The sequence below is a fragment of the Streptomyces sp. NPDC006430 genome, assembly GCF_040612395.1.
Taxonomy (GTDB): Bacteria; Actinomycetota; Actinomycetes; order Streptomycetales; family Streptomycetaceae; genus Streptomyces.
Genome location: NZ_JBEXQA010000007.1, coordinates 106,625 through 119,053, shown reverse-complemented (window position 1 = coordinate 119,053; position 12,429 = coordinate 106,625). Strand labels below are relative to the sequence as shown.

The 12,429-nt window shown below is 71.5% G+C and carries 12 protein-coding genes; all 12 read left to right on the top strand.

Annotation, left to right across the window (positions count from 1 at the left end):
• The first annotated feature begins 60 nt into the window (after positions 1–60).
• The 12 genes from ABZZ20_RS13340 to ABZZ20_RS13285 all read left to right on the top strand — a co-directional run bounded on the left by ABZZ20_RS13340 (position 61) and on the right by ABZZ20_RS13285 (position 12,402).
• The gene (locus ABZZ20_RS13340; RefSeq protein ID WP_030157520.1) at positions 61–372 is read left to right on the top strand and encodes an STAS domain-containing protein; all 312 of its coding nucleotides are present in this window, start codon (positions 61–63) and stop codon (positions 370–372) included.
• Positions 373–377: 5 nt separating this feature from the next.
• Positions 378–854, top strand: coding sequence for an anti-sigma regulatory factor (locus ABZZ20_RS13335; protein WP_356869535.1), 477 nt, complete (start codon positions 378–380; stop codon positions 852–854).
• Positions 836–2,101: a PP2C family protein-serine/threonine phosphatase gene (locus ABZZ20_RS13330; RefSeq protein ID WP_356869534.1), complete on the top strand. Its 1,266-nt coding sequence runs from the start codon at positions 836–838 to the stop codon at positions 2,099–2,101. Before ABZZ20_RS13335 ends, ABZZ20_RS13330 begins: the two co-directional genes overlap by 19 nt.
• A complete protein-coding gene (locus tag ABZZ20_RS13325) occupies positions 2,101–2,850 on the top strand; it encodes a MinD/ParA family protein (RefSeq protein WP_356869533.1) in 750 nt (249 codons plus the stop codon). The genes ABZZ20_RS13330 and ABZZ20_RS13325 overlap by 1 nt, the downstream gene beginning before the upstream one ends.
• A 70-nt stretch (positions 2,851–2,920) precedes the next feature.
• Entirely contained in the window at positions 2,921–3,661 is a 741-nt protein-coding gene (locus ABZZ20_RS13320) for a type 1 glutamine amidotransferase domain-containing protein (protein ID WP_356869532.1), read from the top strand.
• A gap of 36 nt (positions 3,662–3,697) precedes the next feature.
• The gene (locus tag ABZZ20_RS13315) at positions 3,698–5,182 is read left to right on the top strand and encodes an aldehyde dehydrogenase family protein (RefSeq protein WP_356869531.1); all 1,485 of its coding nucleotides are present in this window, start codon (positions 3,698–3,700) and stop codon (positions 5,180–5,182) included.
• 32 nt (positions 5,183–5,214) lie between these two features.
• Positions 5,215–5,829, top strand: a complete 615-nt coding sequence (locus tag ABZZ20_RS13310; protein ID WP_356869530.1) for an NAD(P)-binding domain-containing protein — start codon at positions 5,215–5,217, stop codon at positions 5,827–5,829.
• Positions 5,814–6,374: a (2Fe-2S)-binding protein gene (locus tag ABZZ20_RS13305; RefSeq protein WP_356869529.1), complete on the top strand. Its 561-nt coding sequence runs from the start codon at positions 5,814–5,816 to the stop codon at positions 6,372–6,374. Before ABZZ20_RS13310 ends, ABZZ20_RS13305 begins: the two co-directional genes overlap by 16 nt.
• Before the next feature lie 5 nt (positions 6,375–6,379).
• Positions 6,380–8,785 carry a xanthine dehydrogenase family protein molybdopterin-binding subunit gene (locus ABZZ20_RS13300; RefSeq protein WP_356869528.1) on the top strand — a complete coding sequence of 802 codons (2,406 nt, stop codon included), beginning with the start codon at positions 6,380–6,382 and terminating at the stop codon, positions 8,783–8,785.
• Positions 8,782–9,606 (top strand): FAD binding domain-containing protein, encoded by an 825-nt coding sequence (locus tag ABZZ20_RS13295; RefSeq protein ID WP_356869527.1) that lies wholly within the window; start codon positions 8,782–8,784, stop codon positions 9,604–9,606. The genes ABZZ20_RS13300 and ABZZ20_RS13295 overlap by 4 nt, the downstream gene beginning before the upstream one ends.
• Positions 9,607–9,631: 25 nt before the next feature.
• A complete protein-coding gene (locus tag ABZZ20_RS13290) occupies positions 9,632–10,909 on the top strand; it encodes an MFS transporter (RefSeq protein ID WP_356869526.1) in 1,278 nt (425 codons plus the stop codon).
• Positions 10,906–12,402 (top strand): ATP-binding protein, encoded by a 1,497-nt coding sequence (locus ABZZ20_RS13285; RefSeq protein ID WP_356869525.1) that lies wholly within the window; start codon positions 10,906–10,908, stop codon positions 12,400–12,402. Before ABZZ20_RS13290 ends, ABZZ20_RS13285 begins: the two co-directional genes overlap by 4 nt.
• Positions 12,403–12,429: the final 27 nt, after the last annotated feature.

Sequence of the window (12,429 nt, the reverse complement as noted above, 5' to 3'; positions counted from 1 at the left end):
GAGCGAACGACCGACCGGACGACCGAACGATCCGAACCGTACGGCCGAAGGAGACCTCACATGCCGCTTTCCGTGTCCCTGAGCATCGAGGGCGACACCACCGTGATCGAACTGGCGGGCGAGCTGGACGCCAAGACCGCACCGGACTTCCACCAGACCATCGAGAAGGCCGCCGGGCACGGCACCGGCACGGTCGAGATCAGGATGGCCGGCGTCGGCTACATGGCCAGTGCCGGGCTGCGCTCCCTGGTCTTCGCCCAGCAGAAGGTCGCGAACCACGTGACGATCAAGGTGGTCGGCGCGATCGAGCCCGTCTCCCGCACCATCCGGACGGCCGGGCTGGACCGCAGCATCGTGCTCTCGGACGAGTGAGGCCGATGGCCGACCCGCTGCGCGACATGGTCGAACTGGCGAGGACGCCCGCCGAACTGGAGGTGCCCGCAACGACTGGGGCACTGGGCGACATCGCCTCGTTCGTCCTGCGGCTGGCCGGCCGGGCGGGCCTGGACAAGCGGGCCGCGTACCGGATCCGGCTGGCCGTGGACGAGCTGGCCACGAACATCGTGATGCACGGGTACCGGGGCGGCGACGGGCGGATCACCGTCCGCGGCCGTTCCGGTCCCGGCCGGGTGCAGATATCCCTCACGGACTCCGCACCGGCCTTCGACCCCGTCGAGGGCCGCCTGCCCCCTGCCCCCGGGACTCCTCCCGAGCGGCGGCGGATCGGTGGACTCGGCATCCACCTGGCCCTGACCAGCGTGGACGAATTCAGCTACGTACGCAGGGACGGCCGCAACATCAGCACGCTGACCGTGAAGGCTGAGGGGACGGAGCCATGCCCTCCACGAACGTGATCATCCTCGACGAGTACCCGCCGCCTCCGGCGGAGCTGCTCGACGCGCTGGCGACGATGGACGCGTCGCTCGTCGCCCGCACCCTGACGGAGCTGCTGAGCGGCCCGCTCGACGATCTGCCCGTGGCCGACGTACTGCTCGCCCCGGCCGAGGCCGAGGGAGAGTCGGTACGGCTGGCCGTACGCCGGCTGCGCCGTTGGGGCGGGGCTCCCATCGTGGTCGTCTGGACGGTGACCGAGTTCGCCGCCCTGGAGGAACACGTCCGGCTGGGCCACGACTACCTCGTACCGCCCTTCCTGCCCGCCCTCGTCGGGGCCCGGCTGCACAGCTGCTCGGAGCGGGCCGGACTGGGCCGCACCCTGCGCGAAGCCGATGCCCGCGCCGAACTCATGGGGTACGAGAAGGAGTTGGAGATCGGTCGGGAGATCCAGGCCGGGTTCCTGCCCGAATCGCTGCCGGTGCCCGAAGGCTGGGAGATCGACGTACGGTTCCGGCCCGCCCGGCAGGTCGCCGGGGACTTCTACGACGTCTTCGAGATCTCCCGCGGACGCCGGCTCGCCTTCGTCGTCGCCGACGTCTGCGACAAGGGGGTCGGCGCCGCGCTCTTCATGGCCCTGATCCGCTCGCTGCTGCGGCACACCGCCGAGAACAGCGGACTGCAACACCTGGTGGCCGCCGGGCGGGCGGGCGGCAGTCGGCGGATACCCGTCGTCGGCGCGACACCGCTGCTCAACGCGGTCACCGCCACCAACGGCTACCTCACCCGGAACCACCTGAGGCAGGGCTACTTCGCCACCCTGTTCTTCGGTGTGCTCGACCCGCTGACCGGCAGCCTCGTGTACATCAACGGCGGCCACAACCCGCCGCTGCTGCTGCGGGCCGACGGTGGCGGCCCGCTCGCCCTGGAAGTCACCGGACCTGCCGTCGGGGTACTGCCCGACTGCGTGTACACGCTCGGTTACGCCCAGTTGGAGCCGGGTGACACCCTCTTCGTGTTCACGGACGGAGTGCCCGAGGCGCGCTGCCCGGGCGGCAGCTTCCTCGGTGACGAGCGGATGCTGGAGCTCCTCGCCGGCCCCCCGGCGAGCGGCAGGGAGGTGGTCGACCGCATGGACGCCGCGGTGCGCGAGCACACCGGCACGGCCGAACAGCACGACGACGTCACCATGCTGGCCCTGCACCGGCCCCGTGCGGCGCGGGGGCCGCGCGGGGGCCGTACCGCCGCGGGCCGTACGGCGGTGGCCTGATGGCCCGGACCATCGTGGTGCACTCGCACCGCGGCGGTACGGGGAAGTCCTCGGTACTGGCGAACCTGGCCCTGCTCATCGCGGGCGAGGGACGCCGGGTGGGGGTGGTCGACACGGACATCCAGTCGCCCACCCTGGACCTGCTCTTCCGTCTCGGTCCGGGCCCCTCCCTGGCCGACTACCTGCTCGGGCGGTGCGAGATCGAGGCCACTGCCCAACAGGTCGGCGCTTGCGGTCCGGGCCTGTACGTCGTACCGGCCCGGACGGGGACGGCCGCCCTGCGCGAGCTGATGACCAGCGGTTACGACGTGGGGCTGCTGCCGGAGGGCTTCGACCGGCTGATCGAGCACTACGCGCTCGACGTGTTGCTGCTCGACACCCATGCCGGACTCAACAACGAGTCGGTGACCGCCATGGCGAGCGCCGACGTACTGATGATCATGGCCCGGGTCGACCGGATCGACCTCTCCGGCGTCGAGGAGACCATCGCTCTGGCCGGGCGGCTGGCCTGCCGACGGGCTCTGGTCATGAGCATGGCCCCCGAGGGCGCGGACGGGGAACAGGTCCGCCGGCGTGCCGAGGAGGTGTACGGCGCCCCCCTGGCCGGGATCCTTCCTTATGTGCCGGAAATGGCCGCCCTGTACGGCGAGCGCATATTCGCCGAAGCGCACCCCGACCACCCCCTGGTCGGTGAATTCCGCACCATCATCAACGCGTTGGACGCACCTCACGAAGTATCGCGCGCCTGACGCTCCCCCCTTACGCCCCCCGCAGGGTGCGTGTTGAATCGGCAGCGATTCCAGAACAAGGAGAACAGTCATGAAGATTCTCGTCGTCATGACGGCCAAGGCAACGCTCCACCTCTTGGACGGGGAACAGCACCCCTCGGGATTCTGGGCCGAGGAATTCGTGGTTCCCTACACCCTCTTCAAGGCCGCAGGCCACACCGTGGACGTGGCGACGATCGGCGGTAAGGCCCCCACGGTCGACCGGACCAGCATCGACCCCCAGTTCCTCCAATGGGTCCGCCCCCAGGGCTCGCCGGACGAGGACGCGGCCAACGCCGCCGAGTACGTGAGAGTCATCGAGAACACCCCCCAGCTGGCGACCCCGATCGCCGTGGAGTCCCTGACCGAGAAGGACATCGCCGACTACGACGGCATCTACGTCAGCGGCGGCCACGGCGCGATCGGGGACCTGCCCCACTCCGACGAGCTCGCCCAGATCCTGCGATGGGCCCTCGCCGCGGACAAACCGCTCGCCACCGTCTGCCACGGTCACACCGCGCTGCTCGCACTGCGCGACGGCGAGGGCCGCTGGCCCTTCGAGGGCTACCGGATGACGGCCTTCTCGCACAGCGAGGAGCTGGTCACCAACATGGCCGGCCGGCTCCCGCTGATCCTGGAGGTCGAGCTCACCCGGCTCGGCGCGCGCTACGAGAAGGCCGAGGCGATCTGGGACTCGCACGTGGTCGTCGACCGCAAGCTCACCACCGGCCAGAACCCGTACTCCTCCAAGGCCCTTGCCGAGACGTTCTTACGGCAGCTCGCGAAGGGCTAGCACGACCGCCCCGCACCCCGAGACCGGAAGGCAACCATGACCAAGCGCGCGCTCAGCGGCCAGCCTCTGGCCAACCCCGGGAAGCTGTTCATCGGCGGCAAGTGGGTCTCCGCCCAGGACGGCCGCACCGAGCCGGACATCAGCCCCGTGGACGGGCAGGAGATCGTTCCGGTGGCCCAGGCCGCCGCCGCCGACGCGGACGCGGCCGTGGCCGCCGCGCGCGCCGCGTACGAGGAAGGCCCCTGGAGCAGACTGTCCGCCCAGGAGCGCGCGCTGCGGCTGAACCGGGTCGGCGAGCTCATCGAGCGCGACCTGGAGGAGATCGCCCTGCTGGAGACGGTGGACATGGGCAAGCCGTTCGCCTTCTCCAGCACGGTCGACGCCCCCATGGCCGCCCAGCTCATGCACTACTACGCCGGCGCCGTGACCCGCGTCGACGGCTCCTCGCGGGCCCCGGCCGGCGGGCAGCTCGCGTACACCCTGCGCGAACCGCTGGGCGTCGTCTGCGCCATCACCCCGTTCAACTTCCCGCTCCTGCTGTCCATGACGAAGATCGCGCCGGCCCTGGCGGCGGGCAACACGGTCGTCCACAAACCCTCCCCGGCCACCCCGCTCACCGCCCTGAAGATCGCCGAACTCTTCCAGGAGGCGGAGATCCCGGACGGGGTGCTGAACGTGATCACCGGCCCCGGCGTGGAACTCGGCGAGACCCTCACGGACCACCCCGGCATCGACAAGATCGCCTTCACCGGCTCCACCGCGGTCGGCCAGTCGATCATCCGCAAATCGGCCGGGACCCTGAAGAAGGTGACGATGGAACTCGGCGGCAAGTCCGCCAACATCATCTTCGCCGACGCCGACCTGGAAGCCGCCGAGGAGCTCGCCTTCTTCGGCATCTACTACAACAAGGGCGAGATCTGCACCGCCGGATCGCGGCTGCTGCTCCAGCGTCCCATCCACGACGAACTCGTCGAACGCCTGGTCCGACGGGCCGCCGCCCTCAAGCCCGGCGACCCGCGCGACCCGGCCACCCTGTTCGGGCCGCTGGCCCACCGCGGCCAGTTCGACAAGGTCAGCTCCTACATCGAGGTCGGAGAGAAGGAAGGCGCCGTCCTGCGCACCGGCGGCACCGGCTGGACCCCCGAGGGAGCCTCCAGCCAGGGCCTGTACTTCCTGCCGACCGTCTTCACCGGCGTCGACAACAGCATGCGGATCGCCCAGGAGGAGATCTTCGGCCCGGTCCTGTCGATCATCCCCTTCGACACCGAGGACGACGCGATCCGGATCGCCAACGACAGCGCGTACGGCCTCGCCGCCGGCGTCCACACCAAGGACCTGCGGCGCGCCCACCGGGTGGCCTCCCAGATCAAGGCCGGCACGGTCTGGGTGAACTGTTACAACCAGTACGACCCCTCCGTGCCCTACGGCGGCTACAAGGCCTCCGGATACGGACGCGAGTGCGGACCGGAATCCCTCGAAAGCTACACCCAGACCAAATCGGTCTGGATCGGCATGGACTGACGGACCGACCGACTGACCAAGGAGGAGCGGCAATGCGCACAGGCATCATCGGCACCGGGCGGATCGGATCCACCCTCGCGCGGATCCTGGTGGCGGCGGGGCACGAGGTCGTGCTCGCCAACGCCCGCGGCCCGCAGTCCATCGGCCCGTTAGTGGCCGAACTGGGCCCGGCGGCCTCGGCGGCGCACCCCGCCGAGGTCGCCGACCGGGGCGAACTCCTGGTGCTGATGGTGCCCTTCGCGACCGTCCGCGGTCTGCTCGCGCCAGCGGTCGTACAGGACAAGGTGCTGGTGGACGCCACGAACGCGTTCAGCGGCCCCGGCACGCCGGCGGATCTGGGCGGACGGAGCTCCAGCGAACTGGTTGCCGAGTGGTACCCGGGCGCCCGGATCGTGAAATCCCTGAACACCATGCATTTCGAGACGCTCGCCGTCGCCGGTACCGCGGGGGGCGAACGCCTGGCCCATTTCACGGCCGGCGACGACGAGAAAGCGAAGGAAATCGTCGCGGGAATCATCTCGGATCTGGGATTCGTCCCCGTCGACACCGGCCCGCTGCACTCCGGAGGAATTCTCCAGCAGCCCGGCGGGCCCCTCTTCAACCGGCCGCTCACGGAAGCGCAGGCGCTGGCATGGATCTCTCACTGAACGTGAATGGAAGACCCGAGCAGTTCGCGGCCCAGCCGAACGAACTGCTGGTGGAACGACTCCGTGACGGCCTCGGGCTGACCGGCACCAAGGTCGGCTGCGACACCGGCCAGTGCGGTACCTGTGTCGTCCAGCTCGACGGCCGGTCCGTCAAGAGCTGCCTGATCCTCACCGCCTCGGCCGCCGGCTCCCGGGTGACCACCATCGAGGGGGTCACCACGCGGGGTGGTGAACTCACCGGCCTCCAGGAGGCCCTGCGCCAGGAGCACGGAACCCAGTGCGGGTTCTGCACCCCCGGCATGGTGATGGCCCTCGGCGAACTCGTCGACAACACCGCGGACCGCGAGGCGCCCACCGAGTCCGAGATCCGCGAGTGGCTCACCGGCAACCTGTGCCGCTGCACCGGCTACCACAGCGTCGTACGGGGCGTGCAGCGCGCCTGCTCCGCCGCCCGGACCGAGCCGCCCGGGGAGAGTGTCGCCGCCTCCGCCTCCGCCTCCGCCTCCGCGTCCACGTCCGCGTCCACGTCCGGCCGGGAGGTGTGAGGGAGATGACCGCAGTGACGGGGGAGCACCCCCTCCAGGGTTCGGGCCCGCTCGGACAGCCGCTGGACAGCCGCGAGGACCCGCAGCTGCTGCGCGGCGAGGCGCAGTACGTGGCCGACATCGACCTGCCGGGCACCGCCCACATGGCCATCCTCGGCAGCCCGGTCGCCCACGCGAAGATCCTCTCCATCGAGACGAAGGCCGCCGAACAGCTGCCCGGCGTCCTGAAGGTGGCCACCGCAGCCGATTTCGCCGACGTGATGCCGCTGCCGTGCATCTGGGTACCCGGCGGCGTCGAGAGCCACTTCCCGCCCCACCCCTACGGACTTCCCGGCGCCCGACCGGTCCTCACCGGCGACACCGTCCGGCACGTCGGCGACCCGATCGCCGTGGTCGTCGCCGAGACCCCGCGCCAGGCCGCCGCCGCGCTGGCCGCCATCGCCGTCGAGTACGAGCCGCTGCCCGTGGTCACCCGGGCCGACGAAGCACTCGCCGAGGGCGCACCCCAACTGCACGAGGCCGTCCCGGGCAACCTGAACGCGTACTGGACCTGCGGCGACCAGGACCGCACCGACGCGGCCATCGCCGAGGCCGAGGTCACGGTCGAGCTGGACCTGGTCAACCAGCGCACGATCAACAGCCCGATCGAGCCGCGCGGCGCGGTCGGCGACTACAACGCCGCCACCGGCGAGTACACGCTCCACGCCTCCACGCAGGGCCCGCACAACCACCGCTTCCTGCTCTCCGCACTGGTCCTTGGCATCCCGTTCAACAAACTCCGGGTGATCGCCCCGACCGTGGGCGGCAGCTTCGGCACCAAGGGCTACCTCTACCCCGACATGGCACTGGTCCTGCTGCTCTCCAAGGCAATCGGCCGGCCCGTGAAGTGGGTGGACACCCGCACCGGCCTGATGAACTCCACCGTCCAGGGCCGCGACCACCGCCAACACGTCACCCTCGCCGGTACCCGCGACGGCCGTATCACCGCCGTGCGCGCCACCAGCTACGCCAACCTCGGCGCGTACCCCTCCACCATCGGCCCCGGTGTCGCCACTGCCCTGATGGGACGGTCCATCAGCGGCATGTACGACATCCCCGCCGCCTTCTGCGAGGTGTACGCCGCCTTCACCAACACCGTCCCGCTCGGCGCCCAGCGCGGCAGCGGGCGGGCCGAGGCCACCTTCCTGATGGAGCGGCTCGTCGACCGGTACGCCGCCGAGATCGGCATGGACCCGGCGGCCGTCCGGCGCAAGAACCTCGTGCCGAAGGAGAAGTTCCCGTACGACAACGGCCTCGGCTGGACGTACGACTCCGGGGACTACCAGCTGAACTTCGACCGTGCCGTGGAACGGTCGGGCTACGCCGACATGCCCGCCCGCAAGGCCGAAGCCCGCACCCGCGGCAAGCGCCTCGGCGTGGGCCTCGCCACCTACGTCGCCGTCTGCGGCGTCGGCCCCTCCACCAGGATGTCCAAGGAGGGCATGCTCGGCGGCACCTGGGAGAGCGCGAACATCCGCGTCCACCCGACCGGCGAGGTCACCGTCACCGTCGGCTCCGCCTCCACCGGCCAGAGCCACGGCACGGTCTTCGCACAGGTCGCCGCCGACGAGCTCGGCATCGACCCGGCCCAGGTCCAGGTGTACGAGGGCGACACGCTCAAGGCGCCGTACGGGCAGGGCACGTACGGCTCCCGCTCCTACAGCATGGCCGCGCCCGCGGTCGCCCTCACCGCCCAGAAGATCAAGCGGAAGCTGGTCAAGGCCGGGGCGGTGTTCCTGGGCGTTCCCGAGGAGCAGGTCGTCTACGCGGGCGGCGGCGTCCACGAAGAGGGCAACGAGGAGAACGCCAAGACCTTCGCCGAGCTGGCCATGGCCATGTGGTACGGCTGGGGCCTGCCCCCGGAGATCGAGCCCGCCCTCGACGAAACCACCCACTTCGACCCACCGGACTTCAACTTCCCCTTCGGGACGCACGTCGCCGTCGTCGAGGTCGACGAACTCACCGGCGAGATTGAGGTGGTGGCGTACACCGCCGTCGACGACGCGGGCCACATCGGCAACCCGAAGATCGTCCTCGGCCAGATCGAGGGCAGCATCGTGCACGGGCTCGGCCAGGCCCTGATGGAGCACGCCGAGTACGACGAGAACGGCCTTCTCGTCAGTTGCGACCTGGGCAACTACGCCCTGCCGCGCGCCGCCGACGCGCCGTTCTTCACGCTCGACAAGACCACCACGCCCTCGCCGCACAACCCGCTCGGCGCCAAGGGCGCGGGCGAGATCGCCACCGTGCCGCCCGCCGCGGCCGTCGTCAACGCGGTCGTCGACGCCCTCTCCGACCTGGGCGTACAACACATCGACATGCCCCTCACCCCCGAGAAGGTCTGGCGCCGCCTGAGAGGAGAGGCCCAGTGATCCTCACCGAGTTCGACTACGTCCGCCCCGTCGGCCTCGACGATGCGCTGGCGCTGCTCTCCGCCACCCCCGGTGCCAAGGTGCTGGCCGGCGGCCAGAGCCTGCTGCCCGCCCTGCGCGCGGGAGGGGAAACCGCCCGCCTGCTCGTCGACCTGCGCCACGTCGAGGAGCTCCGGGGCATCGAGCGGACCGGCGACGGCATCCGGATCGGCGCGCTGACCACGCTCGCCGAGCTCGCCGGACACGCGGTGGTGCTCGCGGCGGCCCCCGAACTGGCCGCCGCCGCCCGCGCCAACGGGGACCCACAGGTCCGCAACCTCGGCACCGCCGGCGGCAACCTCGCCGCCGGCGGACGCGCCACCGATCTGCCCGTCGCCGCCATCGCCGCGGACGCCCGCGTCGAACTGGCCGGACCCGGCGGACGGTCGACCGTGAGCGCCGAGGAGTTCGCGGACTCCGGGGCGCCCGCCGGAGCCGTGGTCACCGCACTGCTGGTGCCCGCCGGAGGGCGGGCCGCCGCCTTCGAGAAGACCGCCGACCGGGCCACGCGCTACCCGGTGTGCGCCAGCGCCGTACGGATCACCCCCGACGGGCCGCGCATCGCGGTCGCCGGCGCCACCGCCCGCCCGCTGCGGCTGCGCGGGGTCGAGGACCGGCTGCGCGGGGGCCCGTACCCGACCGAGGCCGTACTCGCGGCCTTCCGCGCCGAGCCCAGGGAACTGTTCGTCCCCGGGCGCGGCACATCGGCCGAGTACCTCGGCCACCTCGCGGGGGTGCTCACCGCCCGCGCGCTGCAGAGGGCAGCCAGGGCCCTCGCCTGACCGCCCACCAGGGGGAGTTGACGCAGTGCCCGATCTGTCCAGGACGACCAGGGGGGTTCCGTCGCAACCGGCCGCCCAGCCGGCCGCGGCCTCCAGAAGCTCCGGCTTCTGGGTGGTCGGCGCGGTCCTCGTCCTGCTGATGCTCTCCTCTTCCGTACCCTCCGCCCTCTACGTGCTCTACCAGCAGAGATGGGGACTGTCCTCCGGCACGATCACGGTGGTCTTCGCCCTGTACGCCGTCACCGTACTGATCGGACTCCTGCTGTTCGGATCCCTCTCGGACACCCTGGGCCGGCGTCCCGTCCTCGGCGCCGGCCTGGTCCTGGCGATCGTCTCCATGGGCCTGTTCGCCGGGGCCCAGGGGCTCGGTTTGCTGCTCGCCGCCCGCGCCGTGCAGGGGCTGGCGGTGGGCCTGGCCACCGGGGCGATGGGCGCAGCCCTGCTCGAACTCACCCCGCGCTCGCGACCGGCGCTCGGCGCCCAGGTCAACAGTGCGGGGCCGACGGTCGGGATCGGGTTGGGCGGGCTCGGAGCCGGACTGCTCGTCCAGTACGCGCCCGCCCCGACCGCCTTGAGCTACCTGCTCCTGATCGCCGCCTTCGCGATCACGCTGGTGGGGGTGGTCCGCATGCGGGAGAGCGCACCGGTCGGCCTCGGCGGCCCGTCCGGCGGCCGGATGCGGATGCGGATCACACCGCGCCGGATCCATGTGCCGGCCGCCGTGCGCGGCCGGTTCGCGATCCTCGTCCTGACCATCGTCGCCGTCTGGTCCGTCGGCGGCTTCTACCTCTCGCTCGGGCCGCACCTGGCCCTCGCCCTGCTCCAGAGCACCAACTACCTGGTCGGCGGGGCCACCGTGGCCCTGCTCGCCGGCGCGGCCACCGCGGCCCAGCTGCTGCTGGGCCGCACCGAGGCCCTGCGCACCGCCGTCCTGGGGCTGTGCGGGCTGCTCGCCGGGCTCGGTCTGGTCCTGCTCGCGCTCGGCCTCGGCTCGGCGCCCGTGTTCCTCGTGGGTACCGCCGTCCTCGGCAGCGGCTGGGGCGCGGCGTTCCTCGGCTCCTTCCGGGCGCTGAGCGCACTGGCCGACCCGGCGCACCGCGGCGAACTGACCGCCGGCGTCTACGTCTTCGCGTACCTCGCCATGAGCGTCCCGGCGGTGCTCGCCGGAATGCTCACCAACATCCACGGGCTGCAGCGCACCTCCGTCGGCTTCATGACCGCCGTCGCCGGGGTGTGCGCGCTGGCCCTGCTCGCCACGCTGAGGCTGGCAGCCCGCACCCGGACCGAAGGGAGTACGGCATGAACGCCGTGGACGTGAACGGCGTGGACCTGCGGTCCGCCCTGCGTGGGCTGGAGATCTTCGCCGGGCTCACCGAGGACCAGCTGGACTGGCTGGTCTCCGTCTCCGAGCCACGGGTGCTCCGCGACGGGGAAGTGCTCTTCCGTGACGGGGAGGAAGCCACGGGTTTCCACGTCCTGCTCGCCGGCGGGCTGGTCGTCACCAAGGTCGTCGACGGCCGGGAGGAGGTGCTCACCCGGCACTCCACCGAAGAGGAGAGCGCCGCCGCCGAGGAGCACGACGGCAAGCCGTCCGCCGCGCACCGGTTCACCGGCGAGCTGCCGCTGCTGACGGACGGCGCGTACGTGGCCACCGCCGCGGCGAGCGGGCCGACGACCACCGTCGTCGCCTACCCCAAGGCGGTGTTCTTCGAGATGCTGACCCGTTGTCACGGGGTGGCGGCGGTGCTGATCCCGGTACTGGCCTGGCGGATCAAGTCGTCCGAGGTGCAGGCCCGCAAGCGGGCCACGGTCGAGGCGCTCGGCACCCTGGCCGCCGGCCTCGCGCACGAGCTGAACAATCCGGCAGCCGCCGTGGCCCGGGCCGCACAGGAGCTGGCACCCGCCCTGGACCGGCTCACCCGGACCGCCCAGGCTTGGGGAGCCGCCGCGACCGGCGCGGAGCGTTCCGTACTCGACCGGCTGGCGGAGGAACTGGACAAGCTGCCGCCGCCGGTGACCACCGACCCGCTCGCCCAGGCCGACGCCGAGGAGGAGATAGCGGACTGGGCCGAGGAGGCGGGCACCGAGCGGCCCGCACTGCTCGGTTCCGGGATCTCGGACCTGGGGTTGGGACTGGGCTGGCTAGTGGAGCGGCTGGAAGGTGTCGGCGAGCCGGCCCTGCCCGCCGCCCTGGACCACCTGGCGGCCCTGCTGGAGATCCGCTCGCTGGCCGCGGAACTGCGTGCCGCCGGCCCGAGGATCTCCCAACTCGTCGCCGCGACCCGGGATTACGCCAATCTCGACCGGGCGCCCGAACAGCGCTTCGCGGTGGCCGACGGGATCGAGAACACGCTGGTCGTGCTACGTGCCAAGCTCTCCGGCATCACCATCGTGCGTGAGTACGAAGCCGGCCTGCCCGAACTGACGGGCTACCCGAGCGAGTTGAACCAGGTGTGGACCAACCTGGTCGACAACGCGGCCGAGGCGATGGAGGGCAGCGGCACCCTCACCCTGCGCGTGCGGGCCGAGGGCGTCTGTCTGGTCGTGGAGGTCGCCGACACCGGCCGGGGCATCCCCGAAGACTCGCTGCCGCGGATCTTCGAACCCTTCTACACCACCAAGGACGTGGGGAAGGGCACGGGCCTGGGGCTGCACCTGAGCTACCGCATCGTGACCCAGCGCCACCACGGCTCGATCACGGCCCGCTCGCGCCCCGGCGAGACCCGCATGGTCGTCCGGCTGCCGCTCGCCGAGGCCGCCGCCTGCGCCGAAACACCTGATGGACCCATCACCTGACGGACCCACCCGTGGCACCCACTTCCA

What these genes read in the sequence shown, in the direction of transcription:
- ABZZ20_RS13330 (WP_356869534.1), top strand. Translation starts at nt 836, where the DNA reads ATGCCCTCCACGAACGTGATCATCCTCGACGAGTACCCGCCGCCTCCG.
- ABZZ20_RS13335 (WP_356869535.1), top strand. Translation starts at nt 378, where the DNA reads ATGGCCGACCCGCTGCGCGACATGGTCGAACTGGCGAGGACGCCCGCC.
- ABZZ20_RS13305 (WP_356869529.1), top strand. Translation starts at nt 5,814, where the DNA reads ATGGATCTCTCACTGAACGTGAATGGAAGACCCGAGCAGTTCGCGGCC.
- ABZZ20_RS13300 (WP_356869528.1), top strand. Translation starts at nt 6,380, where the DNA reads ATGACCGCAGTGACGGGGGAGCACCCCCTCCAGGGTTCGGGCCCGCTC.
- ABZZ20_RS13285 (WP_356869525.1), top strand. Translation starts at nt 10,906, where the DNA reads ATGAACGCCGTGGACGTGAACGGCGTGGACCTGCGGTCCGCCCTGCGT.
- ABZZ20_RS13315 (WP_356869531.1), top strand. Translation starts at nt 3,698, where the DNA reads ATGACCAAGCGCGCGCTCAGCGGCCAGCCTCTGGCCAACCCCGGGAAG.
- ABZZ20_RS13310 (WP_356869530.1), top strand. Translation starts at nt 5,215, where the DNA reads ATGCGCACAGGCATCATCGGCACCGGGCGGATCGGATCCACCCTCGCG.
- ABZZ20_RS13325 (WP_356869533.1), top strand. Translation starts at nt 2,101, where the DNA reads ATGGCCCGGACCATCGTGGTGCACTCGCACCGCGGCGGTACGGGGAAG.
- ABZZ20_RS13340 (WP_030157520.1), top strand. Translation starts at nt 61, where the DNA reads ATGCCGCTTTCCGTGTCCCTGAGCATCGAGGGCGACACCACCGTGATC.
- ABZZ20_RS13320 (WP_356869532.1), top strand. Translation starts at nt 2,921, where the DNA reads ATGAAGATTCTCGTCGTCATGACGGCCAAGGCAACGCTCCACCTCTTG.